The organism is Mycobacterium sp. G7A2, assembly GCF_041902445.1.
In the GTDB taxonomy this organism is placed as follows: Bacteria; Actinomycetota; Actinomycetes; order Mycobacteriales; family Mycobacteriaceae; genus Mycobacterium.
Genome location: NZ_CP169251.1, coordinates 5,764,417 through 5,789,392 on the forward strand (window position 1 = coordinate 5,764,417; position 24,976 = coordinate 5,789,392).

27 protein-coding genes and 1 pseudogene are annotated in these 24,976 nt (G+C 69.0%); 7 read left to right on the forward strand and 21 right to left on the reverse strand.

Features of this window, described 5'->3' with window-relative positions; translation table 11 throughout:
• The 3 genes from ACEWX3_RS27370 to fadD5 all read right to left on the reverse strand — a co-directional run bounded on the left by ACEWX3_RS27370 (position 1) and on the right by fadD5 (position 3,544).
• On the reverse strand, positions 1–870 hold the full coding sequence (locus ACEWX3_RS27370) for an MlaE family ABC transporter permease (RefSeq protein WP_374158273.1): 870 nt from the start codon (positions 868–870) through the stop codon (positions 1–3).
• A gap of 1 nt (position 871) precedes the next feature.
• Positions 872–1,666 carry an ABC transporter permease gene (locus ACEWX3_RS27375; protein WP_221350603.1) on the reverse strand — a complete coding sequence of 265 codons (795 nt, stop codon included), beginning with the start codon at positions 1,664–1,666 and terminating at the stop codon, positions 872–874.
• Between the two features lie 213 nt (positions 1,667–1,879).
• Positions 1,880–3,544 (reverse strand): fatty-acid--CoA ligase FadD5, encoded by a 1,665-nt coding sequence (gene fadD5, locus ACEWX3_RS27380; RefSeq protein ID WP_374158274.1) that lies wholly within the window; start codon positions 3,542–3,544, stop codon positions 1,880–1,882.
• A gap of 146 nt (positions 3,545–3,690) precedes the next feature.
• On the opposite strand from fadD5, the gene ACEWX3_RS27385 reads away from it, so the two are divergent.
• Positions 3,691–4,377 (forward strand): GntR family transcriptional regulator, encoded by a 687-nt coding sequence (locus ACEWX3_RS27385; RefSeq protein ID WP_374158275.1) that lies wholly within the window; start codon positions 3,691–3,693, stop codon positions 4,375–4,377.
• Positions 4,378–4,389: 12 nt separating this feature from the next.
• Here the strand turns inward: ACEWX3_RS27385 and ACEWX3_RS27390 are convergent, their stop codons facing one another.
• From ACEWX3_RS27390 to ACEWX3_RS27400, 3 genes are read right to left on the reverse strand one after another with little or no spacing between them, the layout of a single operon-like run.
• Positions 4,390–4,830 carry an SRPBCC family protein gene (locus tag ACEWX3_RS27390; RefSeq protein WP_207069069.1) on the reverse strand — a complete coding sequence of 147 codons (441 nt, stop codon included), beginning with the start codon at positions 4,828–4,830 and terminating at the stop codon, positions 4,390–4,392.
• Between the two features lie 15 nt (positions 4,831–4,845).
• Positions 4,846–5,568 (reverse strand): DUF72 domain-containing protein, encoded by a 723-nt coding sequence (locus ACEWX3_RS27395; protein WP_374158276.1) that lies wholly within the window; start codon positions 5,566–5,568, stop codon positions 4,846–4,848.
• A gap of 20 nt (positions 5,569–5,588) precedes the next feature.
• Complete coding sequence (locus tag ACEWX3_RS27400; RefSeq protein ID WP_152514936.1) at positions 5,589–6,245, reverse strand: TetR/AcrR family transcriptional regulator; 657 nt, start codon at positions 6,243–6,245, stop codon at positions 5,589–5,591.
• Positions 6,246–6,367: 122 nt separating this feature from the next.
• On the opposite strand from ACEWX3_RS27400, the pseudogene ACEWX3_RS27405 reads away from it, so the two are divergent.
• Positions 6,368–6,478, forward strand: a pseudogene (locus ACEWX3_RS27405) (CAP domain-containing protein); the annotation flags it as partial.
• On the opposite strand, the gene ACEWX3_RS27410 reads toward ACEWX3_RS27405, so the two are convergent.
• From ACEWX3_RS27410 to ACEWX3_RS27435, 6 genes are all read right to left on the reverse strand, one after another.
• Entirely contained in the window at positions 6,463–7,050 is a 588-nt protein-coding gene (locus ACEWX3_RS27410; protein ID WP_207086025.1) for a hypothetical protein, read from the reverse strand. The pseudogene ACEWX3_RS27405 and the gene ACEWX3_RS27410 overlap by 16 nt on opposite strands.
• A 241-nt stretch (positions 7,051–7,291) precedes the next feature.
• Entirely contained in the window at positions 7,292–8,731 is a 1,440-nt protein-coding gene (locus ACEWX3_RS27415) for an NAD(P)(+) transhydrogenase (Re/Si-specific) subunit beta (RefSeq protein ID WP_207069066.1), read from the reverse strand.
• Positions 8,728–9,051, reverse strand: a complete 324-nt coding sequence (locus tag ACEWX3_RS27420; protein ID WP_207069065.1) for an NAD(P) transhydrogenase subunit alpha — start codon at positions 9,049–9,051, stop codon at positions 8,728–8,730. The genes ACEWX3_RS27415 and ACEWX3_RS27420 overlap by 4 nt, the downstream gene beginning before the upstream one ends.
• Positions 9,052–9,053: 2 nt before the next feature.
• Positions 9,054–10,172, reverse strand: a complete 1,119-nt coding sequence (locus ACEWX3_RS27425; RefSeq protein ID WP_207069064.1) for a Re/Si-specific NAD(P)(+) transhydrogenase subunit alpha — start codon at positions 10,170–10,172, stop codon at positions 9,054–9,056.
• A gap of 303 nt (positions 10,173–10,475) precedes the next feature.
• A complete protein-coding gene (locus ACEWX3_RS27430) occupies positions 10,476–11,681 on the reverse strand; it encodes a sensor histidine kinase (RefSeq protein WP_286183724.1) in 1,206 nt (401 codons plus the stop codon).
• Position 11,682: 1 nt separating this feature from the next.
• The gene (locus ACEWX3_RS27435) at positions 11,683–12,327 is read right to left on the reverse strand and encodes a response regulator transcription factor (RefSeq protein ID WP_264002462.1); all 645 of its coding nucleotides are present in this window, start codon (positions 12,325–12,327) and stop codon (positions 11,683–11,685) included.
• A 176-nt stretch (positions 12,328–12,503) separates the two neighbouring features.
• Here ACEWX3_RS27435 and ACEWX3_RS27440 point away from each other — a divergent pair, with 176 nt between their 5' ends.
• Entirely contained in the window at positions 12,504–12,740 is a 237-nt protein-coding gene (locus ACEWX3_RS27440; RefSeq protein ID WP_221351029.1) for a hypothetical protein, read from the forward strand.
• A 111-nt stretch (positions 12,741–12,851) separates the two neighbouring features.
• Here ACEWX3_RS27440 and ACEWX3_RS27445 read toward each other — a convergent pair whose 3' ends face one another.
• The gene (locus ACEWX3_RS27445) at positions 12,852–13,535 is read right to left on the reverse strand and encodes a GAF and ANTAR domain-containing protein (RefSeq protein ID WP_283612025.1); all 684 of its coding nucleotides are present in this window, start codon (positions 13,533–13,535) and stop codon (positions 12,852–12,854) included.
• 501 nt (positions 13,536–14,036) lie between these two features.
• Here ACEWX3_RS27445 and ACEWX3_RS27450 point away from each other — a divergent pair.
• Together ACEWX3_RS27450 and ACEWX3_RS27455 are read left to right on the forward strand one after the other, a co-directional pair.
• Positions 14,037–15,080 (forward strand): helix-turn-helix domain-containing protein, encoded by a 1,044-nt coding sequence (locus tag ACEWX3_RS27450; protein WP_374158277.1) that lies wholly within the window; start codon positions 14,037–14,039, stop codon positions 15,078–15,080.
• 345 nt (positions 15,081–15,425) lie between these two features.
• On the forward strand, positions 15,426–15,662 hold the full coding sequence (locus tag ACEWX3_RS27455; RefSeq protein WP_221351029.1) for a hypothetical protein: 237 nt from the start codon (positions 15,426–15,428) through the stop codon (positions 15,660–15,662).
• Positions 15,663–15,823: 161 nt separating this feature from the next.
• Here ACEWX3_RS27455 and ACEWX3_RS27460 read toward each other — a convergent pair whose 3' ends face one another.
• Positions 15,824–16,108: a hypothetical protein gene (locus tag ACEWX3_RS27460; protein WP_152514928.1), complete on the reverse strand. Its 285-nt coding sequence runs from the start codon at positions 16,106–16,108 to the stop codon at positions 15,824–15,826.
• Positions 16,109–16,290: 182 nt separating this feature from the next.
• Here ACEWX3_RS27460 and ACEWX3_RS27465 point away from each other — a divergent pair, with 182 nt between their 5' ends.
• Both ACEWX3_RS27465 and ACEWX3_RS27470 read left to right on the forward strand, forming a co-directional pair.
• The gene (locus ACEWX3_RS27465; protein WP_374159972.1) at positions 16,291–17,616 is read left to right on the forward strand and encodes an acyl-CoA dehydrogenase family protein; all 1,326 of its coding nucleotides are present in this window, start codon (positions 16,291–16,293) and stop codon (positions 17,614–17,616) included.
• The gene (locus ACEWX3_RS27470; RefSeq protein WP_207069059.1) at positions 17,616–18,428 is read left to right on the forward strand and encodes a tyrosine-protein phosphatase; all 813 of its coding nucleotides are present in this window, start codon (positions 17,616–17,618) and stop codon (positions 18,426–18,428) included. The genes ACEWX3_RS27465 and ACEWX3_RS27470 overlap by 1 nt, the downstream gene beginning before the upstream one ends.
• A gap of 4 nt (positions 18,429–18,432) precedes the next feature.
• On the opposite strand, the gene ACEWX3_RS27475 is transcribed toward ACEWX3_RS27470, so the two are convergent.
• From ACEWX3_RS27475 to ACEWX3_RS27505, 7 genes are all read right to left on the reverse strand, one after another.
• The gene (locus tag ACEWX3_RS27475) at positions 18,433–18,918 is read right to left on the reverse strand and encodes a DUF456 domain-containing protein (protein ID WP_221350623.1); all 486 of its coding nucleotides are present in this window, start codon (positions 18,916–18,918) and stop codon (positions 18,433–18,435) included.
• A 40-nt stretch (positions 18,919–18,958) separates the two neighbouring features.
• Complete coding sequence (locus ACEWX3_RS27480) at positions 18,959–19,690, reverse strand: methyltransferase domain-containing protein (RefSeq protein WP_374158278.1); 732 nt, start codon at positions 19,688–19,690, stop codon at positions 18,959–18,961.
• A gap of 10 nt (positions 19,691–19,700) precedes the next feature.
• Positions 19,701–20,417 carry a haloacid dehalogenase type II gene (locus ACEWX3_RS27485; protein WP_221350627.1) on the reverse strand — a complete coding sequence of 239 codons (717 nt, stop codon included), beginning with the start codon at positions 20,415–20,417 and terminating at the stop codon, positions 19,701–19,703.
• A 93-nt stretch (positions 20,418–20,510) separates the two neighbouring features.
• The gene (locus ACEWX3_RS27490) at positions 20,511–21,473 is read right to left on the reverse strand and encodes an NADPH:quinone oxidoreductase family protein (protein WP_283607139.1); all 963 of its coding nucleotides are present in this window, start codon (positions 21,471–21,473) and stop codon (positions 20,511–20,513) included.
• Between the two features lie 7 nt (positions 21,474–21,480).
• Positions 21,481–22,344, reverse strand: coding sequence for an SDR family oxidoreductase (locus ACEWX3_RS27495; RefSeq protein ID WP_283607140.1), 864 nt, complete (start codon positions 22,342–22,344; stop codon positions 21,481–21,483).
• A 36-nt stretch (positions 22,345–22,380) separates the two neighbouring features.
• Positions 22,381–23,790 carry an aldehyde dehydrogenase family protein gene (locus ACEWX3_RS27500; protein ID WP_283612287.1) on the reverse strand — a complete coding sequence of 470 codons (1,410 nt, stop codon included), beginning with the start codon at positions 23,788–23,790 and terminating at the stop codon, positions 22,381–22,383.
• A 119-nt stretch (positions 23,791–23,909) separates the two neighbouring features.
• Positions 23,910–24,842, reverse strand: coding sequence for a class I SAM-dependent methyltransferase (locus tag ACEWX3_RS27505; protein ID WP_374158279.1), 933 nt, complete (start codon positions 24,840–24,842; stop codon positions 23,910–23,912).
• Positions 24,843–24,976: the final 134 nt, after the last annotated feature.

The following is a 24,976-nucleotide window of genomic DNA, read 5'->3' on the forward strand; positions in this document are numbered from 1 at the left end:
CTACACCGTCAGGTTGAAGTTCGGGTCGACGCCGTAGAGCGCCAACGAGGCGAACAGGACCACACACACGATGGCGACCAGGGAGGCGCGCATCGACCGGCCGACGGCCTCACCGACGCCGACCGGGCCGCCGCTGGCGTAGAAGCCGTAGTAGCAGTGGTTGAGCATGACGATGACCGAGATGATGATCGCCTGCACGAAGGACCAGAACACGTCGTCGGGCCGCAGGAACGTGCGGAAGTAGTGCTCGTAGGTGCCGATCGACTGGCCGTAGAACACCGTGGTGGTCACCTGCGCGGACAGGAAGCTCATGATGATCGCCATCGCGTAGAGCGGGATGATCACGACGAAGCCGGCCATGATGCGGGTGGACACCAGGTAGGAGATGGACTTGATGCCCATCACCTCCAGCGCGTCGATCTCCTCGCTGATCCGCATGGCACCCAGCTCGGCGGTGGCACCCGCGCCGACGGTGGCGGCCAGCGCCTGGCCGGCGACCACCGGGGCCGCGATGCGGACGTTGATCAGCGCGGCGAAGAAGCCGGTGAAGGCCTCGACCCCGATGTTGCCCAGTGAGGCGAAGCCCTGGATGGCGACCAGCGACGAGCCTGACAGCGTGACGAACCCGACGATCGCGACCGTGCCGCCGATGACTGCCATCGCGCCGGTACCCATGCCGATCTCGGCGATCAGCCGCAGCATCTCGCGGCGGTAGTAGCGCAGCGCGTGTCCGATCGAGCCGATCGCGGTGATGACGAACACCGCGATGTGCCCCATCGCCTCCAGTCCGCGGCCCGGCGCGCCGGCCCACTTCTCGGCGGTGGCGACTCCGCGGGGGAACCGGGCCCGGATGACTGCAGAGGTCGACACGTCAGCTCCCCGTTCCGAATCGGACGCCGATGGTCGTCAGCACGACGTTGACCGCGAACAGCGCGATGACGCACAGCACCAGGGTCTCGTTGACGGCGGTGCCCACGCCTTTGGCGCCGCCGGCCACCGTGAGGCCGCGGTAGCAGCCGACCAGACCGGCGATCAGACCGAAGGTGGCGGCTTTGACGATGGAGATGACGACTTCGGGCAGGCCGGTGATCAGTGTCAGCGTGGATACGTAGGCGCCGGCGGAGACGTTCTGCAGGTAGACGCCGAAGATGAAGCCGCCGACCAGACCGACGGTGATCACCGCGCCGTTGAGCAGGATCGCCACGAACGTGGAGGCGATGACGCGGGGGACGACGAGGCGGTGGATCGGGTCGATGCCGAGCACCTCGAGCGCGTCGATCTCCTCGCGGATGGTGCGCGCACCCAGGTCGGCGCAGATGGCGGTCGAGCCGGCCCCGGCGACCACGAGCACGGTCACCAGCGGGCCCAGCTGGGTCACCGCGCCGATCGCCGCGCCGGCGCCGGAGACGTCGGCGGCGCCGAACTCGGCGAGCAGGATGTTGAGGGTGAAGATCAGCAGCACGGTCAGCGGGATGGACACCGCGAGCGTGGGCAGGAACGCCACCCGCATCAAGAACCAGCTCTGCAGGATGAACTCCCGCCACTGGAACGGCGGCCGCAGCAGCGCCTTACCGACGAGCACGCACATGCGCACGAAACCGCCGACGGCCTCCAGGCCGGGCTTGGTCTGTTCGCGGATGTACGTGCCGAGGTTCTGAGTCGTCATCGGGCAACTCCCGCGACGTCCCCAGGGCTGGCGTAGCGCACCGGTGGCACCTGTCGCACGCTCCCTTCCAGCCCGGACCCGGTCAGTGTGATCTCCGCCCTATTACTCGCTGGTAGTAAGGCGGACCACCGGACTGTACCCGATGGGTTGAGTCCGACGTACTGCATCGGCGCGATTGACCGCCGAACCGTAAGCAATGCCGCCCCCTCTCGACTAGGTCCGCCGCGCACCGGCTGAAACGGTTGTCGGAGAGGAACTTTCGGGGACGTCAATCTCGGCTGCCGCGCCGAACCGCGACCTCAGTTCGGTCTTGAGAACCTTGCCGGCGGGGTTGCGCGGCAGTGCCTCGACGATCTCGACGGCCTTGGGGTGCTTGTAGCGGGCCAGCTCGGCCGACAGGAATTCCCCGAGGGCGGCGACACTCACCGCCGACTCACGCGCCGATCCCAGCGAATCCCGGACGACGACCACAGCAACGGGGACCTCCCCCCACTTGCGGTGCGCCCGGCCGATGACAGCGACCTCGACGATGTCGGGGTGGGCCGCCAGGACGTTCTCGACTTCGGCGCAGTAGATGTTCTCGCCGCCGGAGATGATCATGTCCTTCTTACGGTCGACGACATAGATGTAACCCTCCTCGTCCTGCCGGACCAGGTCACCGGAGTGGAACCAGCCGCCCGCGAACGCTTCTGCGGTGGCCTCGGGCTTGTTCCAGTAGCCGGCCATCAGGGTGGGGGCGCGGTAGACGATCTCACCCACCTGGCCCACGGGCACGTCGTTCATGTCGTCGTCGACGATGCGGGCCGACACCGTCGGGATGACCTTGCCGACCGATCCCAGCTTGCGGATGGCGTCCTCGCCCAACAGCATGCAGGTGACCGGCGACATCTCGGTCTGGCCGAACGCGGCCAGGATCTTGGCGCCGGGAAACGTCTGCGCCATGTCACGCAGCAGCGTGTCCGAGGCCGGGGCGGCGCCCCAGGACAGCGTGCGCAGCTGCAGCCGGCGGGGGTTGGCGCGCTGTTCGGCGCACACCGCCTGCCACTGTGCGGGGACCAGGAAGATCCCGGTGACCTTCTCCTGCGCCAGCACGTCGAGCAGGTGGCCGGGGTCGAAGGCGCCCAGCGGGTAGATCACCGTGGGGCGGCCGAGCAGCAGACCGAAGATCGTGTTGCCGATGCCGGCGATGTGGAACAGCGGGACCCCGACGAAGCCGATGTCGTTGTTGATGTCGGCGCCGTTGGTGAACAGGTGCGTCATCGCCTGCCCGGCCAAGTTGGTGTGGGTCAGCACCGCCCCCTTGGGCCGGCCGGTGGTGCCCGAGGTGTACATGATCAGCGCGGGCGAGTCGTTGGGGATGTCCACCGTCGGACAGGGCGCGTTCTCGGCCACCAGATCCTCGTAACCCAGGACGCCGCCCTCGGTGGCGGCGCCGGCGACGATCACGGTGGCCAGCGCCGGGTCCAGGTCTCGGACGGCGGTCGCGACCGGCGCGAGCACCGGCTCGGTGACGACCACCGCGGCGGCGCAGTCCGAGACCAGGTAGGCGATCTCGGCCGGGGTCATCCGGAAGTTCACCGGGACCGCGATCGCGCCGAGTTTGTTGACCGCCAGGACCGACTCGACGAACTCGGTGCGGTTCAACATCAGGATCAGCACCCGGTCCCCGAACCCGACTCCGCGCCGGTGCAGCGCCCCGGCCAGCGCGGTCACCCGGCGCTCCAGCTCGATCCAGGTGGTCGTCGCGCCCAGATGCCGCAGCGCGGTGCCGCCGGGCTGCATCAGGGCATGCCGGGCGAGCTGGTTGGTCCAGTTCTGCCGACGGGCGAGGTAGGGCTGCTCGGTCGGATGCTCAGGCGTACCGGCGGGAACAGTCAACGTGTCCTGCTTCGTGGGATCGTGGCTTGCGGTGCGGTGATATTTGATCAAACATGGTGTTGCCTCGGTCACAGTATGGCCCCGGCGGGCTCGCGACAAGTCTCGATCGCCACCCGGCGAGATCTGCCCGAAAGGCCTTGCATCCGATGTACGCCCCCGTCCGCTCCCGTTCGGCGGGTGCGGTGCGCCGCGAGCAGCTCTCCGACGAGGTGGCAGCGCGGCTGCGGGGCGAGATCATGACCGGCGCGCTGCGACCGAACACGTTCATCCGCCTCGACGAGACCGCGGCGCGGCTCGGCGTCAGCATCACACCGGTGCGGGAAGCGCTGCGCACGCTGCGCGGCGAGGGCATGGTCGAGTTGGAGCCCCATCGCGGTCACCGCGTCGTCCCGCTCAGCCGTGCCGACATCGAGGACATCTTCTGGCTCCAGAGCGCCATCGCGCGCGAACTCGCCACCACCGTGGCCCGCCGCATCACCCCCGACCAGATCGACGAGTTGGTCGAACTCAACACCCAACTGGCCGCCGCCGCGGCGACCGGCGACCCCGACCAGGTCGCGCAGTGCGAGTTCGCCTTCCACCGGGCGTTCAACCGTGCGGGCGAGCGGATCAAGCTGGCCTGGTTCCTGCTGCATGCCTCGCGATACCTGCCGCCGCGGCTGTTCGCGACCGACCCGGCCTGGGCGGCGGGCGCGGTGGCCAGCCACGAGCAACTGATCGATGCGCTGCGCCACCGCGACGCACCGACGGTCGTCGCGCTGACCGAAGGTCAGTTCACCGACGGACTGGCCCGGCTGCTGGCCTATCTGGACCAGATCGGGCTGTGGGACTGACCCGATCCGGGGTCAGCCGGCGGCGAGCTGCTCGGCGCGGGCCTTCAGGTTGTCCGCCAGATACTCCAGGGTGTCGTTGACGGCCTTCTTCACCATCTGCTTGGGAATCGGCATGGTGGTCTCGACGTCGAGGTCGACGGTCAGCAGCGACGTGGGGCCGATCGGCACCACCGAGAACTTCTGTTCCTGCTTGGAGAAGAAGTCGCCCTGCTGCAGCATCGTGTAGATCTGGTTCTCACCCGGGTAGTACACCGCGGTGATGAACGTGCCGGCCTGACCCTGTACCACCACGTCGAGCCGCAGCTGGCTGGGCCGGCCGTCGTGGTACCGGGCCAGCACCCAGCACCCCTTGATCTCTTCGTTCCAGTGCGGGTAGGCCTCGAAGTCGGCGACGATCCCCATGATCGTCTCGGCGGAGGCAGCCACCTCCACGGTCTTGCTCACCAACGGCATCGGGCGAGCATATCGTCACAGCTGGGCGCGCAGCTCCCGCGCATTGCGCACCGCGTTGCCACCGAGGTCGTTGTTGAAGTACACCAGCACATCTCGGCTCTGCGCCTGCCATTCCCGGATCCGCTCGGCCCACCACCGCAGGTCCTCACCGCTGTAGGAGCCGCCGTACAGCGCGTCCGGATCGGGGCCGTGCAGTCGCACGTAGACGAAACCGGCGGTGGCCTTCAGCACGCACGGCAGATTCGCCCCGCTCATCACGACGTAGGCGGCGCCGTGCTTCTCCAGCAGGCGGTAGACCTGCTCGTCGTCCCAGGACGGGTGGCGGAACTCGACGGCGACGGGGATCTGCGCCGGCATCGCACCGAGAAAATGGTCGAGCCGGGCGTCATCGCGCTCCAGCGCCGGGTGCAGCTGGACCAACAGCGGTCCGGCGCGGTCACCCAGGGCGCTCCAGCCGCGGTGCAGGCGTTCGATCCATTCTTCCGGGGACCGCAGGCGGCGCGCATGGGTCAGCCCGCGGGCCGCTTTCACCGCCATCGTGAACCCGGACGGGAGCTGGTCGCGCCACCGCGCGAAGCCCTCGTCGCGAGGCCAGCGGTAGAAGCTGCCGTTCAGTTCCACGGTGTCGAACTCGGCGGCATAACGGGCCAGCCGTCGCGCCGTCGGCACCCCCTGCTCGTAGAGCACGCCTGCCCAGTGGTTGTACGACCATCCGGAGGTGCCGATGTGAACCGTCACCGCACCCGGGTACCCGCGTTTCAGGTCAGCGTGTCGGCCTCGACCGTGACACCCAGCGGTGAACTCTGCCGGACCGCGTCGTCACGGATCAGGCCGCGCAGCAGTGCGGTGCTGAACTCCACGGCGATCTCCTGGGCGGTGCGCCGCCCGTGCGGCCGCAGCCATCGGTAGGAGCCCAGCGTCATCCCGATGTAGCCCAGAGCGAGAACGTGGGAGTCGCAGTCGTACAGCTCACCGCTGGCGATGCCGCGGTCGATCACGTCGCGGACGTGCTCGTAGACCTGGGTTTCCTTCTCCCGGATGTAGGCCACCTGCTCCTCGGTGAACCACTCGGTGATGTAGGGCCCTTCCTGGAAGTACACGGCGGCCCGCTCGATGTTGCCGGCGATGCCGACCAACAGGCGCCTGGTGAAGTGGTAGATCATCTCCCGCGCCGAGGCCGACGGATCGTCGTGCAGAGCGTCCACGGTGAAGTCGGCGGCACCTTTGTAGATGTCGTAGAGGATCAGCGACTTGCTGGCGTAGTAGTGGTAGACCGTGGCCTTGTTCAGCCCCACGGCGTCGGCCACGTCATCCATCCGGGTGCCGTGGTAGCCGCGCGCGGCGAACAGCTTGGTGGCCACGGCCAACAGCTCCTCGCGACGGGACATCCCGTTCGTGGTGACGGTTTCAGACATGGCGACTCACTATAGGCAGGGGCGGTCCACTAACTGGTTGGTTCAGTCTAGGCGGATGCGGTGCCGCCGCGGGGGCGGCAGGTCTACACTCGGCCAGAGCCCTGCAGGCGAGAGGTGATGACGTGGACCCGAACCCGGATTACGACGCAAGCGACGAGTTGGAGTACGGCATCAACTGGTTCGCCTGGATCCTTCGCGGAGTGTATCCGCCACCGGCCTACCCGCCGGTGTGATCGCCACCGGCCACCTCTGAAGCCGCGGCGCCTTCCGGGGTGACCGCGGGCTTCTGCGGCATGACCGCGGGCCGTTCCATCGTGTTCGCGGCCGCCTCCTGGGTGTCCGCGGACGTCTCCGGTCTGAGGCCGTGCTCTTCGGCGGTGAGCCGGTTCTCGTCCGGCGCGTCCGGTTCGTGCTCGCCGCGCCGACGCGCCGCCACCTTCTCTTCCAGCGTGTGTTTCGTGCTCTCCAGCGTGTCCTTGACGGCGCCGGCCCACGTGCGCATCCGCCCGGCGGCGTGTCCACCCCACCGTTCCGCGGTGTCCGCCGCCTCCTTGCCGACGCGGGTGGTGACGCGACCGGCCCGGTCGACGCGCTCACGAAGCTCTTGGCGCCAGTCGCGGGGCGGAACCGGTTCCTGGTCCCGCGGCCAGACGATGGGCGGTTCGACCGCGCCGGACACCGGCGGGTACGTCAGCGGCTGGCTCTCCTCGCCGTAGCACTCCCCGCATTTGCGGCACCGCACCTCGTAGCGCGTCACGGGCGAAGCGTCGTCGGTGACCGTCTCGATGAAGACGTAGTCAGCCATCGACACGCATCGCGGACAGCGCGCCAGCCCACGTTCCACAACCATGCTCACGTTGGTCATCGTGCGTGGCGCAGCACGTGACGCGCACCTGGGGCGCAGATCTCGATGCCTGATCGGTGCCGTTTCGAGACCTGCCCGGTCAGAGCCCTCGAAGACCTGCCCGGTCAGAGCCCTTGAAGACCTGGCCGGTCAGAGTCCCGTGAAGACCTGCCCGGTCAGAGCCCTGTGAAGACCTGCCCGGTCAGAGCGCCTTGAGCTCCTCGATCACCTCGGTCACCGACTTCTTGGCATCGCCGAACAGCATGGAGGTCTGGTCGGCGAAGAACAGCGGGTTGTCGATACCGGCGTAGCCGGAGCTCATCGAGCGCTTGAGCACGATCACCGACTTGGACTGGTCGACGTTGAGGATCGGCATCCCGTGGATCGGTGAGCTCGGGTCGTTGCGCGCGGCGGGGTTGGTGACGTCGTTGGCGCCGATGACGAGGGTGACGTCGGTGCGGTTGAACTCACCGTTGATGTCGTCCATCTCCTTCATCGCGTCGTATTCGACGTCGGCCTCGGCGAGCAGCACGTTCATGTGTCCGGGCATCCGGCCGGCGACCGGGTGGATGGCGTACTTGACCTCCACGCCTTTGCTCTCCAGCATGTCGCCCATCTCCTTGACCGCATGCTGGGCCTGCGCGACGGCCAGGCCGTAACCGGGCACGACGATGACCTGGTTGGCATAGGCCATCTGGATCGCGGCGTCGGCGGCCGAGGTGGCCTTGACGGTGCCCTGCTCGCCGCCCGGTCCCGCGGCTGCCGCGGAGTCGCCACCGAAGGAGCCGAACACGATGGCCGGGATGGACCGGTTCATCGCGACGGCCATCAGGTTGGTCAGGATCGAGCCGGACGCGCCGACGATCATGCCTGCGACGATCATCGCGGTGTTGTTCAGTGCCAGACCGGCCGCCGCGGCCGACAGGCCCGTCAGCGCGTTCAGCAGGCTGATGACCACCGGCATGTCGGCGCCGCCGATCGGGAACACCACGAACAGGCCCATCACGCCGGCGGCGGCGAGAACGGCCACGATCCACCAGCCGCTGGTCTCGTTGCCGGGGGCGGCGTTGAGGCCGATGTAGACCGCGACCCCGACCGCCACGATCAGCAGCGCGATGTTGGCGGCCTGGAACAGCTTGGCGGAGCGGACCAGCGCCTTCTCGACGTTCTTGGGGATCGATTCCTGCAGCTTCAGGAACGCCACCAGCGAACCCCAGAACGACACCGAGCCGACGATCGCGGCGAACAGCGACCCGACGACCAGTGCGACGGTGGGTTGCTGATCGGGTCGGAAGTGGGAGAAGCCGTCGGTCTCGATGAACTCCGCCCAGGCAATCAGCGCCACGGTGCCGCCGCCGACGCCGTTGAACAGCGCGACCAGCTGCGGCATCGCCGTCATCTTGGTCTTCTTGGCCGGCGGCACACCGAGCACCACACCGATCGCCAGACCGGCGACGATCAGGATCCAGTTGATCGCGGCGGTGTCGCGGACCGCGATCAGCGTGGCGACGACGGCGATACCCATACCGGTGGCGGCGATCCAGTTGCCGCGCACCGCGGTCTTGGGGCCGGTCAGGCCGGACAGGCCGAGGATGAACAGCGCGAACGCGACGATGTAGAGGACGTTGACGAGGTAGGTCACTGGGCTGCCCCGTCCTTGGACGCGGCAGGCTTCTTGCCCTTGAACATGCCGAGCATGCGGTCGGTGACCAGGAAGCCGCCGATCACGTTGAGCGTGCCGAAGATCAGCGCGATGAAGGCGATGATGCGCACCCCCCAGCCGGCGTCGGCGGGCAGGTTGCCCAGCACGATCAGCGCACCCAGCACCACGATGCCGTGGATGGCGTTGGTGCCCGACATCAGCGGGGTGTGCAGCGTGTTGGGCACCTTGGAGATGACGGCGAACCCGACGAACCCGGCCAACACCAGGATCGCGATGTTCAACAACAACTGGTCGTACATGGCTAGTTCCCCTCGCGTGTGACGCAGGCGCCCGCGATCACTTCGTCGTCGAAGTCCGGCGCGAGTGCGCCGTCGGTGATCAGCAGATCCAGCAGTGCGGTGATGTTCTTCGAGTACAGCTCACTGGCGTGCTCGGGCATCGTGGCCGGCAGGTTCAGCGGCGAGGCGATGGTGACGCCGTGTTTGACGACGGTCTGCCCGGGCTCGGTGAGCTCGCAGTTGCCGCCGGTCTCACCGGCCAGGTCCACGACGACGGAGCCGGACTTCATGCCCTCCACCGCCGCGGCGGTGACGAGCCGCGGCGCGGGGCGGCCCGGCACCAGCGCGGTGGTGATGACGACGTCGAACCCGGTGATGGCCTTCTCGAGTTCCTTCTGCTGCGCGGCGCGCTCGTCGTCGGTGAGTTCGCGGGCGTACCCACCCTCGCCGGCCGCGTCGATGCCGAGGTCCAGCCATTGGGCGCCCACCGAACGGACCTGGTCGGCCACCTCGGGGCGCACGTCGTAGCCGGTGGTGCGCGCGCCGAGGCGCTTGGCGGTGGCCAGCGCCTGCAGACCCGCCACACCGACACCGAGCACCAGCACCGTCGCCGGTTTCACGGTGCCGGCTGCGGTGGTCAGCATCGGGAAGAAGCGGGTCGACTCCGAGGCGGCCAGCAGCACGGATTTGTAGCCGGCGACGTTGGCCTGCGAGGACAGCGCGTCCATCACCTGCGCGCGGGAGATCCGGGGGATCGCTTCCACGGCGAAGGCCTGGACACCGGCCGACTTGAGCGCACCGATCTGGTTGTCGGCGTTGCGGGGCGCCAGGAACCCGATCAGAGTCTGGCCCGAGCGCAGCTTGGCGATCTCCTCTGCGCTGGGCGGGGCGACCTTGACGACGACGTCGGCGGCCCACGGGTCGCCGATGACGGCGCCTGCTTCGGTGTAGAGCTCGTCGGGCAATAGGGCCGCGTCACCGGCGCCGGACTGCACGACGACGCTGACTCCGCTCTTGGTCAGTCCGGCGACCGCCTTGGGAACGAGCGCGACGCGCCGTTCACCGGCGGCCGACTCGGCGGGCACGCCGACGGTCACCGTCGTGGCGTCGGGGCGCGGGGCGCCGGATTCGACTTCTGTCATGGCGACGTTGATCTCTTCCGTGTTATTCGGGGTGGTTCGGGTTCTGTCGGTGGCGAGCCCGCGTCAACGTGGGGCGCGATGTGTGATCAGACACCATAGCGGGTGCAAACGTCGAGAGCCGATTCCGTTTCGGCCCCATCGGCACAGTTCAGCGACCGGGACGGCGGCGCCGGTGGTCTCCAAGTATGTGGGATCGCCGGTATCGGGCGAGGCAGTAGCGCAGAAACCGCCTCCACCGCGGGCAGCACCCCGACGGACGACAGTGTGATCACCGCCACAATGACGGAGCGGGGTTGACGGGCGTCAAGCCTCGTCGGGGGGCTCCGGCGGTGAAACCGCAGTGATCCGGGTACCGGAGCCGGCCGTGGACTCGATGTGCATGGCGCCCCCCATCGCGTCGAACCGGGCCAGCAGGGAGCCGAGACCGATGTGGCCCGCGGCCACCGAATTGCCGACCTGCTGCGGATCGAAGCCGCTGCCGTCGTCGCGAACGCTGAGTAACACCCGGTCGCCGTCACGGTGCACCTCCACCCAGACGGTGCTGGCACGGGCGTGCTTGGCCACGTTGGTCAGCAGCTCGCGCGCGGCCCGGTACAGCAGGGACTGCGACTGCGGCTTGCCGACGTCGTCGAGATCGGCGATGACGTCGATGTCGTGCCGAGACTGGTATTGCCGCAGCAGCTCTCGCACCGCCGCGGTCAGTCCGAGCTGCGCCAGGACCTGCGGGTGCAGCTCGGTGACGGTGGCCCGCAGCCCCGCCGCGGTGTCCTGCAGGGCCGCGTAGACGTGGTCGAGCGCCGGGTCGGAGATCCGGTCGCGGGCCTCGTCGAGCTCGAGACGTGCGGCCAGCAGAGTCTGCAGCGGACCGTCGTGTAGATGTTCGGCGACCTCGCGGTTGTGCCGTTCGTCGGACTGCATCGCCTCCGACACCAGCTGGGTGCGTACCTCCTGCAGCGCGGCCAGCCGGGCCGCCCGCCGGGCCAGCACGAAGCTCAGCGCCGTGGTGGCCACGGCCATCCACACGATGAAACCGAAGTGGGTGTACACCATGTTGGGCAGCCCCATGGTGTCGTCGCGTTTGGAGTAGAAGATCCACACGGTCAGGTAGCCGGCGGCGGTGATCGACCCGATGACGGCGGTCAGACCCGGCCGGTCCTGGAACGCCACCGAGATCGGCAGCAGGAAGAACACCGGCAACAAGGCCGCCGTCGCCCCGCCGGACACCACGCACAGCAACAGGATCACCAGCAGGTCGACCGCCGTCGACGCCCACGCCGCCCACCGCGGCACCGGGCCGCGCAGCACCGCCAGCAACCACACCACCGCGACCGCCGCGTAGACACCGAGGATCACCGCGTACAGCTGGGGCAACCAGTGGTCGACCTCCCAGATCCACACCAGTGCCGCGATCAGCACGATCAGCGGTAGGCGCAGCACCGCCGAGACGCGGACCGGTTCGGCGGCCAGGAAGTCGCGGTAGGAGCGCAGCCGCTGCCCGGAGAAATTCACGTCAGTCCAGCAGTTTGCGGCGCATGGCTTCGGCCACCGCAGCGCCGCGGTCGCTGACGCCCAGCTTCTCGTAGAGGCGCTGCACGTGCGTCTTGACGGTCGAGGGGGCCAGGAACAATTCCTTGGCCATGGCCGGGATGCTGCGGCCGGCCGCGATGAGGGTCAGCACCTCACGCTCCCGCGGGCTGAGGACCGGACCGTCGGGCACCGAACGCTTGCGGATCTCGGCCGCCAGCCCGGCTGCCACACTCGGGGCGATGACGTCGCGGCCCTTGGCGCAGTCCAGCACGGCGGCGACCAGTTCACCGCGGGAGGACTCCTTGGGCAGGAATCCGGCCGCGCCGTCCTGCAGCGCCTGGTACACGATGGCGGATTCGTCGTGCGCGGAGATCAGCAGCACGCGGGTGGGTAGCTCGTCGCGGCGCACCGCGGCGGCGACCGCCGCACCGTCCATGCCGGGCATGCGGTAATCCAGCAGCGCCACCTGCGGGCGATGCTCGCGGATCGCGGCCAGGGCCTCGACTCCGTCGTCGGCCTCGGCGATCACCTCGATGGACCCGCTGGACTGCAGTGCGCGCACCACCCCGTCGCGGAACATCGGATGGTCGTCGCCGACCACCACCTGCACCCGTTCTCCGCTCGCCACGCGCTCAGCCTCCCACAACCGGGCAGCGCTATCCCCCGATCGGTGGACCACCGATTCCACCACCGCATCCACCGGTACGCCGACAGACATCGACGGCCGCGGGCGGCATTCTTGAGTCATCGCCGGAACACACCGGCGGAACAACCGAAAAGCCAACTCACACAGGAGAACTCATCATGAAGAACATCACCCGCGCCCTGGTCCTGCCCCTGCTGTCCGCCGGCGTCATCGGCGGAGCGGCCCTCGGCCTGGCCGGCCCGGCCGCCGCCGCGACCACCACCACCCACACCAACGGCAGCCACTCGATCGTCACCACCCCCGACACCCGGGCCACCGACAAGGCCCACGGCGGCCAGCAACTGCACCCCTGGACCGAGCGTCACCACAGCCACAACAACTACTGGCGGCACTGAGCTTCAGTGGCAACACTGAACCGCCGACCGCACTGCACATGCGACCGCGCTGAGTCTCGACACGAAGCGGCCCCTCCGAACTCCGGGAGGGGCCGCTTCGTCGTGGTGCGGCTATCGGCCGCTTGGCTCTGGCGCGCCGTGATCCTTGGCGCGACGGTCGGCGACGACCTTCTCGGCGATCTCGAGGAGCTTGACGTTGGACTCCTGGGAGAGCCGCCGCATCAGGTCGAAGGCGGCGACCGCGTCGATGGCGAACCGCTCCATCAGGATGCCCTTGGCCTGGCCGATGAGGTCACGGCTGGCCAGCGCGCTGCGGAACTGTTCGGTGCGGCGCATCGTGTTCCACGCCACCGAGGTGTGGGCGGCGAACACCAGGCCCAGTTCGACCGACTCTTCGTCGAACTTGTGGGCGCCTTCGGCATACAGGTTGAGCGCGGCCAGACTCTTGCCATCGCTGAACAGCCGGAACGACAGGATCGACCGGATCGGTGTCAGCGGCAGCGCCGCGTCGCGGTAGCGCGGCCAGCGCGTCTCCACGCTGAGGTCCTCGATGGCCACCATGTCGTGCTCCCACGCCGCCGACAGGCACGGGCCTTCGTCGACGTCGCGCTGCACGTCGTCGAGCATGATCGGATACTGATGCGTCGAGGCCAGCGACGCGACCGCCCGATCGTTGCCGACGGTCGTGACGCAGGCATATTGCGCACCGGGCACGGACGCAACGGTCGTCGCGTTCATCTCCCGCATCACCGCTTCGAACTCGCCGACCCCGCGCCGCTGCATGCTGTCGACCATCGCGGCGACTTCGTAGAGGTGGCGGCGCTCGGCGTGCCAGTCGATGGTCTGGTTCTCGGTGGATTCCGGTAGCGCTTCGGTGTTCTGCGCGTCCTTGTCCACTGAATCGATCTGGTCATTGGGCACGTCAATCCCTCTCGTAGGCACCTCATCTGTCCACCGCGACGTCCAAAGTCACCGGCCAGATGTCGGGGCGCCCAGCTGACCTGCGCCGACCGTGTCGGCCTGTCAGGTCCACCCTCAACGTTAGATCAGTCTCCGATACGCGGATCAGCGCCTGGACGGCTCACACTCGCTCTGTACCAGCGCAATTCACGGTCTCGGCGCTGCCGGTTTCGTTTTGTGGATCACCGGTTGTTCGTTTTGCGGATGGCCACCCTCGGCACGGCACGCCGTGGGCACGTCTTCGGCCGGATTGAGACGGCGACGGTACGGGTATGGTTCTCGACACGGGGGTGAAGCCGAGCGCCCCACCAATCCGCCGCAGATGCGGGGTTTGTGATGTTCGACGACAATTCGTCAACGCTGCTGGACGCCGCGTCGACCCCGCAACGACACCCCACAGCCTGCTCGGGCAGCACCCGGCCGAATCAGCCCGGTGATGGTGCGGCGGGTCTGGTGTTCGACAGTGACGACGTGGTCGCCACCCAGGCGTTTCTCACCCGCGCGTACTCGAAGACGACGATCCGGCCCGAGCCGGGTGAGACGGCGTCGACGCACATCGAACGACAGAGTTTCGGCCCCATCGACATCGACCGGCTGCACGTCGGGTTCCACATGACCTTTGACGCCGCACCGATGCACCGGGTCTGCCTGAGTCAGGTTCATGCCGGCACGATCGAAGAGGAGGTCGCCGGCTACGGCCGCGATGTGCTCGGTCCCGGTGACGTGGCGTTGTTCTGCCATCCGGACGTGCCCTACTCCGGGCGGGTGTGCAATGCCAGCTACGACCTGACGATGTTCGACGTCGAACTGCTCGACAGGTTGGCCGGTCTCGACGGCGAACAGGTGCAACTGCTCGGGCACCGCCCGGTGTCCGAAGAAGCCGAGCGGCACGTCCGAGCCACGCTCGACTACGTCCGGTCGCTGGCGTCCGACGGCACCCCCGTCACCCGGCTGGTCGCCTCCACCACCGCGTCGATGCTGGCCGGCGCGGTGCTGTCCGCCTTTCCCAACACCGCGTCACGCCCCGACCGCACCGCCGAAGCGTCGACCGACACCCGGCCGGTGCTGCTGAGGCGGGCCATCGCGTTCATCGAGGACAACGCGGATTCGCCGATCGTGTTGTCCGACGTCGCCGCCAGCGTGCACGTCACCCCGCGCGCGCTGCAGTACATGTTCAAGCGGCACCTGGACATGACGCCGATGGCGTACCTGCGACGGGTGCGTCTGGACCACGCGCACCACGACCTGGTCGACGCCGACCCCGTCGAGGCGACGGTGCAGCACGTCGCCGCGCGCTGGGGATTCGCACATACCGGACGGTTCGCGGCGATGTACCGCCGAACCTATGGCTGCATGCCCTCGGACACCCTGCGGTCCTGACCGGAGCAGGCCGGCGACACTCGGCGCAGTCGGTCAGAGGGGCACTTGGCGCAGTCCAGCGGTGACCAGTTCACCGCGGAATGGACTCCTTCGCCAGGAATCCGGCCGCGCCGTGCTGCAGCGCCCGGGACACGATGGCCACCACCTGCACCCGTTCTCCGCTGGCCACGCGCTCAGCCTCCCACAACCGGGCAGCGCTATCCCCCGATCGGTGGACCACCGATTCCACCACCGCATCCACCGGTACGCCGACAGACATCGACGGCCGCAGGCGGCATTCTTGAGTCATCGCCGGAACACACCGGCGGAAGAACCGAAAAGTCAACTCACACAGGAGAACTCATCATGAAGAACATCACCCGCGCCCTGGTCCTGCCCCTGCTGTCCGCCGGCGTCATCGGCGGTGCGGCCCTCGGCCTGGCCGGCCCGGCCGCCGCCGCGACCACCACCACCCACACCAACGGCAGCCACTCGATCGTCACCACCCCCGACACCCGGGCCACCGACAAGGCCCACGGCGGCCAGCAACTGCACCCCTGGACCGAGCGTCACCACAGCCACAACAACTACTGGCGGCACTGAGCTTCCGACGGCACCCGGCCTCGGCGGCACCGAATATCTGGACTGCTGACGTTCTGGGCCGTGCCGAGCCCTCGACACGAAGCGGCCCTCCCGGACTCCGGGAGGGCCGCTTCGTCGTGGTGCGGCATGCCCTCGGACACGCTATGACAGACTGCGGCAGGTCAGAGCCCGAGCAGCGCACCCCAGCGCTGGCGGACCAGGACGTGGGCCGGGTCCTGCGAGTCGGGGGCGCTGTCCCCTGCGATGACCGACACCAGCGCGGCAGCCACGGCATAGGGCGACAGGCATGCGCTACGGGCACCCTCGACCAGGTCGTCCATCGCGGCCTTGTCGCGGCAGCGGAGCAGCGCCATCAGCGTGCCCTCGGCCAGATGGAGCGTGCGTGCCTGGTCCAGGTGTTGGGCGGGCGCATTCTGGTAGCCGTTGGTCCACGATGCAGGCCACATGTGTTCTCCGCTTTCGTTCTCGGTCCGTGTCGTCAGCGCCGGCCTCGCCGAGGCCCTTGTTATCGGGTAACCCGTCCGCGGGCTCCCTACGCTGAGGATTGGCTGCACGTTGCGCAGCGAGACGACTACTCGCAAGATGGCGCGTTTACAGGTGTCATATCGTGGCGGTCATGGACTTCGCGATGTCAGCCAAGGCGGCCGACTACCACCAGCGGTTGACCGACTTCATGACCGAGTTCGTGTTCCCGGCCGAGGAGGCCTATCACCGCTACCGCGCGGAGGCGGGCCCCGACGACCACACGGTGCCGCCGGTCGTGGAGGAGCTCAAGGCGCTGGCCAAGGAGCGGGGCCTGTGGAACCTGTTCCTGCCGGACGAGTCCGGGTTGTCCAACCTGGAGTACGCCCCGCTGGCGGAGCTGACCGGCTGGAGCATGGAGATCGCCCCCGAGGTCACCAACTGCGCGGCGCCGGACACCGGCAACATGGAGACACTGCACCTGTTCGCCACCGAGGAGCAGCGCGCGCAGTGGCTGGAACCGCTGTTGGCGGGCGAGATCCGCAGTGCCTTCGCGATGACCGAGCCCGCGGTGGCCTCCAGCGATGCCCGCAACATCGAGACAACCATGCTGCGCGACGGTGACGACTACGTCATCAACGGCCGCAAGTGGTGGATCACCGGGGCGGCGGACCCGCGCTGCAAGATCCTGATCGTCATGGGCCGCACCAATCCCGACGGCCCCAGCCACCGTCAGCAGTCGATGATTCTCGTGCCTGCCGAGACCCCGGGTGTGGACATCCAGCGCTCGCTGCCGGTGTTCGGCTGGCAGGACCAGCACGGCCATTGCGAGATCGTGTTCGACAACGTCCGTGTGCCGGTCTCGAATCTGCTCGACGAGGAGGGCAGCGGGTTCGCCATCGCCCAGGCGAGGCTGGGCCCCGGCCGCATCCACCACTGCATGCGAGCGATCGGCGCGGCCGAGCGGGCGCTGGCCCTGATGGTCGACCGGGTGCAGAACCGGATCGCTTTCGGCAAGCCGCTCTCCGAGCAGGGCGTGGTCCGCGAGGCGATTGCCAAGTCCCGCAACGAGATCGAACAGACCCGGCTGCTGTGCCACAAGGCGGCATGGACCATCGACCAGCACGGCAACAAGAGCAAGGACGCGCAGCTGCTGGTGGCCCAGATCAAGGCGGTCGCGCCGCAGATGGCGTGCGACGTCATCGATCGGGCTATCCAGGTGCACGGCGGGGCGGGGGTGTCTGACGACGTCCCGCTGGCCCGGCTGTACAGCTGGCACCGGGCGATGCGGCTGTTCGACGGGCCCGACGAGGTGCACATGCGCACGATCGCGCGGGCGGAGCTGGGGCGGGAGAAGTCGGCGCTGGCCGCGGCCTGTACGGCGGCGAGCCGCCAATCGGATGGCGCGGCGAGCCGCCAATCGGATGGCGCGGCGAGCCGCCAATCGGATGGCGCGGCGAGCCGCCAATCGGGTCCGGCGGTGACGAGCTAGTGGCGAACGGTCGGGTTTCGAGCGGCCAGGAACTGTCGGGCGCATGGAACTTCCGTGACGTCGCCGAGCACACCGGCATCACGCCCGGCCGGTTCTTCCGGGCGAGTGAGCTGTCCAAGCTCGACGAGGCCGGCCGCGGCGCCATGACTGCCTACGGCGTCACCGACGTCGCAGACCTGCGCACGCTGCGCGAGTTGGAACGCCACGGCGCCGGCCTGGTCCCGCCGGGGGTGGACATCCACCACCTGCCCTTCGTCGAAACCGCCGCCTCCGACGGGGAGGCGCCGCACGAGCACGCCTTCCAGCGGATGATGACCGACAAACCCGAGGGCATGTCGGTCGCGGACGCTGCCGCGCAGTACATGACCGAGGAGTACGGACGCATCGCCGCCGCCCCGCTGGCACGCACGGCCGTCTATCGCGTGGTGCAGCTACTCGGCTCGGACCGCCGGGTGCTCGCCCATTGTTTCGCGGGCAAGGACCGCACCGGGTTCACCACCGCAGTGGTGCTCGAGGCGGCCGGCGTGGACCGCGACGCGATCATGGCCGACTATCTGCAGAGCAACGTCGCGGTGCCGCAGCTGCGGGAGAGCATCCTGGCCACGATCCGGGAGCGCGCCGCGGAGGCGCCCGAGATCCTCGAACTGGCCGAGGCCCGGCTGACTGACGCGGTCCTCGGGGTGCGCGAGCAGTATCTCGACATGGCACGGCGCACGCTGGACGACGAGTTCGGCTCGCTTCGCGGCTTCCTGGAGGCCGCGGGTGTCACCGACGAGGACCTGGCACGGCTGCGCGCCGCGTTGCGCGACTGAACTCTCAGACCGTCAGCACGACGCCGATCACCCAGGCCATCGTCGCCAGCAGAGCGCCAGCCAGCTCGACGCCGACCGACAGCGCCACTCCCTTGAGCGCGTGCACGGTGGACGCCCACGCTCTCGGCAGGTCGGGGCGCAGCACGACCTCGGCGAGGAACACGCCGGCCACGAAGCCGATCACGAGTCCGATCACCGGAATCACGAAGAAGCCGACGATGCCGGCCAACGCGCCGGCGACCAGTACCGACGTGCGCACCTGAGCCTGCCGCATCCGCTTGACCGGCCAGGTGTACTTGATGACCTCGGCAGCGAGGTACACCGCGGCCGCGACGGCGAAGGTCACCCACGCGATCGCGTTGCCCTCGACGAACGCCCACACGCCGATGGCGGCGATCACCAGCAGCCCGCCGGGCAGGATCGGCACGATGATGCCGACCAGGCCGACGGCGATCGCCAGCGCGACGAGGGCGAGGCCGCCGGTGCTCACGGCCGCGAGCCTACTGGCTCAGCCGGGCGGCGGCGGTGGGTCATGCGGCCTTGACGCCGCGCACCCACTGGATGGTGCCGGTGTTCTTGGCGCGCACGCTGCTCAGCCCGAGGCTCTCGAAGGTGTCGGCGAGTTCGTCGTCTCCGAACGCGTGGGCGCCGCCGTTGGGCAGCAGCCGGATCAGGCTGGCGGCACGCCCCGCGGTGGGCACCATCACCGCGATGCGCCGTCCCGGCCGGAGCACCCGCACCATCTCGGCGATCGCGGTGGCCGGATCCGGGATCAGCTGCAACATCGCGATCGACGCCACGGCATCGACGGACGCGTCGCGCAGCGGTAACCGTTGCGCGTCCGCCCGCAGGAATCCGACGTTGGGTCCGGCCTCGGCGGCCGCCGCGCGGGCCAGCATCGGTTCAGAGATGTCCACGCCCAGCGCCAGCCCGTCGGGCCCGACGGCGCGACCGAGCGCGGCGGTGACGTTGCCGGGCCCGCAGCCGACGTCGAGGGCGATGCCGCCGGCCGGCAGATCGAGCCATTCGGTGGGCTGCTGCCAGGCGGTCAGGAGACGGCGCGCGACGGTCTGGGCGTTGTCGTAGAGCAGCGACCCGATCGGCGACGCCCATAGCGCCTGGATCAGGCCGGTGTTCTCGGGTACGTCACTGATCTGGGCGCCCAGCAGGTCCAGGTAGCCGCGGCTGACGTCCGGGTCGGCGGGCGGGTCGGTCAGCAGCTTCTGCGCCGCGGCCAGCGCGGGCGGGAGTGTCGCAGTCACACCGTCCACGCTACCCGCCGGGCGGACAGCCCAGCTGGTCGGCGAGGTCGAGGAAATCCTCTGCGTGCACGTCGAATTCGCCGTCGGGCGGCCGACGCGCGGTACGGCCTGGGCCCTGCTCGGCGGGGCGGTAGACGAACCCGGTGCGCAGCCCGGCGGCGCGGGCGGCGCGCAGGTCGGCGGGGTGCGCCGCGACGAGCATGACCTCGCCGGGCGACACGTCGAGCAGGTCGGCGCAACCGAGGTAGACCTCGGGATCGGGCTTGTAGTGGCCGAAGAGCTCGGCCGACAGCACGCAGTCCCACGGCAGGCGGGCGTGCTTGGCCATGTCGGTCAGCAGCGAGACGTTGCCGTTGGACAGCGTGGTGAGCACGAACCGCTCCTTGAGCCGGGCCAGTCCGGCGACCGAGTCGGGCCACGGATCGAGGCGGTGCCACGCCCGGTTGAGGTGGTCGATATCGGCATCCCCGGCGCTGATGCCGGCCGAGTCGAGCAGCTCGAGCAGCCGTTCGCGGTGCAGCGTGTCCAGCCGGGTCCAGGGCCGCTCGCCGTGGCGGACCCGGTCCATCGCCGGCACGTAACCCGCCCGCCAGTCGGTGGCGAAGCGGGCCCAGTCGGCGTGCACACCGTGGCGCTCACCGAACGCGGCGAGTTCGCGGGTGACGCTGGAGTGCCAGTCGACGACGGTGCCGAACACATCGAAGGCGAGCACCTGGGGACTGGTCACGGCTGCACCAGAGAGCGGCTCGTCACGGCAGCACCTGGGGGCTGGTCACGGCAGAACCTTGAGGGGCTGGTCACGGCAGCACCTGGGGGCTGGTCACGGCTGCAGCACCAGCTTTCCGTGCACGTCGCCGTCGGCCAGCCGCTGCAGCGCCGCCGCCCCCTCGGCCAGGGGGCACCGCACCGGCGGCGGGGGGCGCAGCCCGGCCTCGACGAGCGCCCCGAGCGCCGCGCCGACCTCAGCCTGCGCGCCCGGAGTGCGGTTGACGAACTCTCCCCATCCGACGCCGAGGACCCCGACGTTGCGCAGCAGCAGCCGGTTGACCTTGACGGTGGGGATGCCGCCGGCCGCAAATCCGATGACCAGCAGTCGGCCCTCGGTGGCCAGCACGCGGATCGCGTCGTCGAAGGCCGGACCTCCGACGGGGTCGACGACCATGTCCACCCCGCGTCCGCCGGTGTGGGCCAGTACTGCGTCGCGCCAGCCGTCGGTCAGCGGCAGCACCGCGTCAGCGCCGAGTGACTCCACGAACTCGACGGCCCCGGGCCGGTGCACCATCGCGATGACGGTGGCGCCCATGGCTTTGGCGATCTGCACTGCGGCGGTGCCGACCCCGCCGGCGGAGCCGAGCACCAGCACCGTCTCGCCGGGGTGCAGCGCGCCGCGGCGCTGCAGGGCGAACTGCATGGTGTAGTAGTTGCCCAGCAGCGAGGCGGCCGACGCGTCGTCGATGTCGGCCGGTGTGGACACCACCGCATCTGGTGCCACGGCGACCTGCTCGGCGTAGCCGCCGAGCATCGTGAACGCCGAAACCCGTTGCCCGGCTGTGAAACCGGAACTCTGCGGGGCGGACCGCACCACGCCGGCGACCTCCATGCCGGGCACGAAGGGCGGGTCGAGGCGCATCTGGTACTCACCGCGCAGGAGCAGCAGGTCCGGGAAGCACACGCCGGCAGCACCGACGTCGATGACCACCTGGTCCGGGTTCGCCGGATCCGGGACATCGGTGTAGACTAACCCGGTCGGCCCTGACAGCTCCTGCGCGACAAGCGCTTTCATGCAGGTATCAGCCCAGGCTGAAGGTGGCGCGTTCGGCCGCCGACAGGTCGGCGATCTCGTCCCACCGCCCGGCGATGTCGTCCACCGAGGGCACCTCGGTGAATGTGACGCCGCTGTTCTGGAACAGCGCGACCCGCTGGACCTTGCCACCGCCGACGATGAACACCGACGCCGTCTCGGGCATCTCCTCGGTGCACAGGTAGGCCACCACCGGAGCGACGTACTCGGGGGTGAGCTTCTCGAACACCTCAGGCGGCAGGATGTCCTGCGTCATGCGGGTGGCCGCGATCGGGGCGACGGCGTTGGCCTTGATGTTGTACTTGGCGCCTTCCTGGGCCAGCGTGTTGATCAGCCCGACCAGGCCGAGCTTGGCGGCGCCGTAGTTGGCCTGGCCGAAGTTGCCGAACAGCCCGCTGGTCGAGGTGGCGACCACGACGCGGCCGAAACCGTTCTCGCGGAAGTGCGGCCACGCCGCGCGGATCACGTTGTACCCGCCGTACAGGTGCACTTTGAGCACCGCGTCCCAGTTGGCGAACTCCATCTTGTGGAAGGTGCCGTCGCGCAGGATGCCGGCGTTGCTCACCACACCGTCGACCTTGCCGAACTCGTCGACGGCGGTCTTGATGATGTTCTCCGCGCCCTCGGGCTCGGCGACGGAGTCGTAGTTCGCGACCGCCCGACCGCCCGCGTCCTTGATCTCCTTGACCACCTCGTCGGCCATGTTGTGGCCGGCGCCCGTGCCGTCGCGCGCGCCACCGAGGTCGTTGACGACGACGCTCGCGCCCTCCTTGGCGAGCGTCAGCGCGTACTCACGCCCCAGCCCTCCGCCGGCGCCCGTGACGACGATGACACGATCCTGCACTCCTGGCACTGATCTTCCTCTCTGAAAGGGTCCGAACCGGCGCGGTCAGAAGAGCTTGCGCGCCAGCTTCCACGCCTTCTCTGTATACGGGGGGTAGATGAAGGCGGCGATGTCGGGTCGGGTTGGTTTGGTCATGACCGACTTGCGGTGGCTGAACTCCTCGAACCCGAACTTGCCGTGGTAGGCGCCCAGCCCGGACGGCCCCACACCGCCGAACGGCAGCTTGTGGGTGGCGAAGTGGAACAGCAGGTGGTTGATGACCATGCCGCCTGCGGGCACCTCCCTGATCACGCGCTCGCGCACCGCCTTGGTCTTGGTGAACAGGTAGGCCGCCAGCGGCTTGGGCCGGGCGTTGACGAAATCGATTGCCTCGGTGAGGGATTGCACGGTCACGATGGGCAGGATGGGGCCGAAGATCTCGTCGGTCATCAGCGGTTCGGCCGGGTCTGGGTCCACCACCACCGTGGGCTGGATCTTCAGCCCCGCGGGATCGGAGCCGCCGCCGACGGCGATCTGCCCCTTGGTGGCGGCCAGCGCGGTGGTCAGCCGGTTGAAGTGGCGTTCGTTGACGATCTTCTTGCCCGCTGCGTTGCCGGCCTCGAACTCCTCTACCGCCGCGCGGATCCGGTCGACCAGCTGATCGCGGATGGGCGCCTCGGCGATCACGTAGTCCGGGGCGATGCAGATCTGCCCGGAGTTGATCAGCTTGGTCCAGGCGATGCGCTTGGCGGCGACCTCGACGTCGGCGTCTGCGGACACGATCACCGGGCTCTTGCCGCCGAGCTCCAGCGTCACCGGGGTCAGGTGCGCCGCGGCACCCTCGTAGACCTTGCGGCCGATCTCGGTGCCGCCGGTGAACAGCAGGTGGTCGAAGCCTTGGGCGATGAGCTCCTGGCTGACCGCACCGTCACCCTCGATGACGGCGATGGCGTCCTTGTCGAGGTAGCGCGGCACCAGCTCGGCCATCAACGCCGCGGATGCCGGCGCAACCTCGGAGGGCTTGAGCACCACGGTGTTGCCGGCCGCGATCGCCCCGACGGCCGGGCCGAGGGTGAGCGCGAACGGGAAGTTCCAGGCGCCGATGATCAGCACGGTGCCATACGGTTCGTGTTCCACCCAGCCCCGGCCGGGCAGCTGGGACATCTCGAGCAGCCGGTGTCGGCGCTTCATCCACTTGCCGACGTTCTTGGCCGCGAACGCGGCCTCCCCGGCGGTGCTGGCCACGTCGGCCAGCCAGGCCTCGAACGGCGAACGGCCCAGGTCCTTGTCCAGCGCGTCGGCGATCGCCGTCTCGTTCTCGGTCATCAGCCGCTCCAGCGCGCGCAGCTGGCCCTTACGCCATTCGACGCTGCGGGTGCGCCCGGTGGCGAACGTCTGCCGCAGGCGGCGCACCGTTGCCGGAATGTCGGTCGTCGTGCTGCTCACCTCGACGGGCGCGACGGATTCGGTGGTCATGGTGGGGTCCTCCTGGCCTGTGGAATACCCGAATCCTAACCAACCACCCGGTTGGTGAACAGCGCCCGATGGGGCGGGATGCGACCCCCGACGGGGGTAATCGTGGCCTGACGCGGAGGTCAGACCCGTTCGGCGGTGGTGAACGTCGAAAACGAATCCTCGTCCGCATCGACCAGCTCGACGAGACGGTCGAGGCGACGCATCTCGTCTTTCGACTCGACCCGCTGCGCGCGCCAGCCGTGCGCGGAGAGCCAGTCGGCCACCTCGGCGCGGTCCGGGTCCTCGTAGGTCAGTTCGGCGATGTCCATCGGCTCGTCCATGCCGAACTGCGCGGTGAGCGCGGCGAACCGTTCCCGCATCCGCTCGCGGCGATCCTGGGCGTGCATGCCCATGGACTCGGCGGCGACCCGGCTGCCCGGCGCACTCAGCTCGGTGACCTGGGCGAACAGCCGGTCCTGGGCGTCTGCGGGCAGGTACATCAGCAGTCCCTCGGCCAGCCAGGCGGTCGGCGCGGCGGGGTCGAAACCGGCGGCGCACAGGGCGGCGGGCCAGTCCTGGCGCAGATCGATGGGCACTTCCCGGCGGTCGGCGCTGGGCTGGACGCGGTGCGCGGCCAGTGTGGCGGATTTGTACTCGAGCACCTTGGGCTGGTCGATCTCGTACACCGTGGTGCCGGCCGGCCACGGAAGCCGGAAGGCGCGGGAGTCCAGGCCCGCGGCCAGGATGACGACCTGGCGGATGCCGGCCTCGACCGCGCCGGCGAAGAAGTCGTCGAAGAAGAGGGTGCGCACCGCCTGGTAGTTGCCCATGTGCTCGAACAGCGGCGCCAGCTCGGCGTCGGCCTCGGCGACCTTGGCGATGAAGTCGTCGTCGAGCATGTACTCCCAGGCCCCCGTGCCGGCGTCGGCGATCAGGATCTTGGCGTAGGGGTCGTTGATCAGGGCGTCGTCGCGCGCTGTTTCGGCGGCACGCGCGGCGGCGACCATGACGGCGGTCGCGCCGACGCTGGAGGCGATGTCCCAGGTGTCGTTGTCGGTGCGCAGTGAACTCATGACAGCTCCGTCTCGAGAAGAATTACTTCGCGAGTCTATCTAACAGAGTGTCGTGACACCCGCGGGTGTGCTGCACACCACAGCGATCCACAACAGAACCTGCCGGCCCGTCTGGGACCCGAGGATGTGAGGAA

What these genes read in the sequence shown, in the direction of transcription:
- ACEWX3_RS27440 (WP_221351029.1), top strand. Translation starts at nt 12,504, where the DNA reads ATGAAGAACATCACCCGCGCCCTGGTCCTGCCCCTGCTGTCCGCCGGC.
- ACEWX3_RS27455 (WP_221351029.1), top strand. Translation starts at nt 15,426, where the DNA reads ATGAAGAACATCACCCGCGCCCTGGTCCTGCCCCTGCTGTCCGCCGGC.
- ACEWX3_RS27375 (WP_221350603.1), bottom strand. Translation starts at nt 1,666, where the DNA reads ATGACGACTCAGAACCTCGGCACGTACATCCGCGAACAGACCAAGCCC.
- ACEWX3_RS27410 (WP_207086025.1), bottom strand. Translation starts at nt 7,050, where the DNA reads ATGGCTGACTACGTCTTCATCGAGACGGTCACCGACGACGCTTCGCCC.
- ACEWX3_RS27500 (WP_283612287.1), bottom strand. Translation starts at nt 23,790, where the DNA reads ATGACCACCGAATCCGTCGCGCCCGTCGAGGTGAGCAGCACGACGACC.
- ACEWX3_RS27425 (WP_207069064.1), bottom strand. Translation starts at nt 10,172, where the DNA reads ATGACAGAAGTCGAATCCGGCGCCCCGCGCCCCGACGCCACGACGGTG.
- ACEWX3_RS27460 (WP_152514928.1), bottom strand. Translation starts at nt 16,108, where the DNA reads ATGTGGCCTGCATCGTGGACCAACGGCTACCAGAATGCGCCCGCCCAA.
- ACEWX3_RS27505 (WP_374158279.1), bottom strand. Translation starts at nt 24,842, where the DNA reads ATGAGTTCACTGCGCACCGACAACGACACCTGGGACATCGCCTCCAGC.
- ACEWX3_RS27390 (WP_207069069.1), bottom strand. Translation starts at nt 4,830, where the DNA reads ATGCCGTTGGTGAGCAAGACCGTGGAGGTGGCTGCCTCCGCCGAGACG.
- ACEWX3_RS27490 (WP_283607139.1), bottom strand. Translation starts at nt 21,473, where the DNA reads ATGAAAGCGCTTGTCGCGCAGGAGCTGTCAGGGCCGACCGGGTTAGTC.
- ACEWX3_RS27400 (WP_152514936.1), bottom strand. Translation starts at nt 6,245, where the DNA reads ATGTCTGAAACCGTCACCACGAACGGGATGTCCCGTCGCGAGGAGCTG.
- ACEWX3_RS27450 (WP_374158277.1), top strand. Translation starts at nt 14,037, where the DNA reads ATGTTCGACGACAATTCGTCAACGCTGCTGGACGCCGCGTCGACCCCG.
- ACEWX3_RS27445 (WP_283612025.1), bottom strand. Translation starts at nt 13,535, where the DNA reads ATGGTCGACAGCATGCAGCGGCGCGGGGTCGGCGAGTTCGAAGCGGTG.
- ACEWX3_RS27465 (WP_374159972.1), top strand. Translation starts at nt 16,291, where the DNA reads ATGTCAGCCAAGGCGGCCGACTACCACCAGCGGTTGACCGACTTCATG.
- ACEWX3_RS27420 (WP_207069065.1), bottom strand. Translation starts at nt 9,051, where the DNA reads ATGTACGACCAGTTGTTGTTGAACATCGCGATCCTGGTGTTGGCCGGG.
- ACEWX3_RS27385 (WP_374158275.1), top strand. Translation starts at nt 3,691, where the DNA reads ATGTACGCCCCCGTCCGCTCCCGTTCGGCGGGTGCGGTGCGCCGCGAG.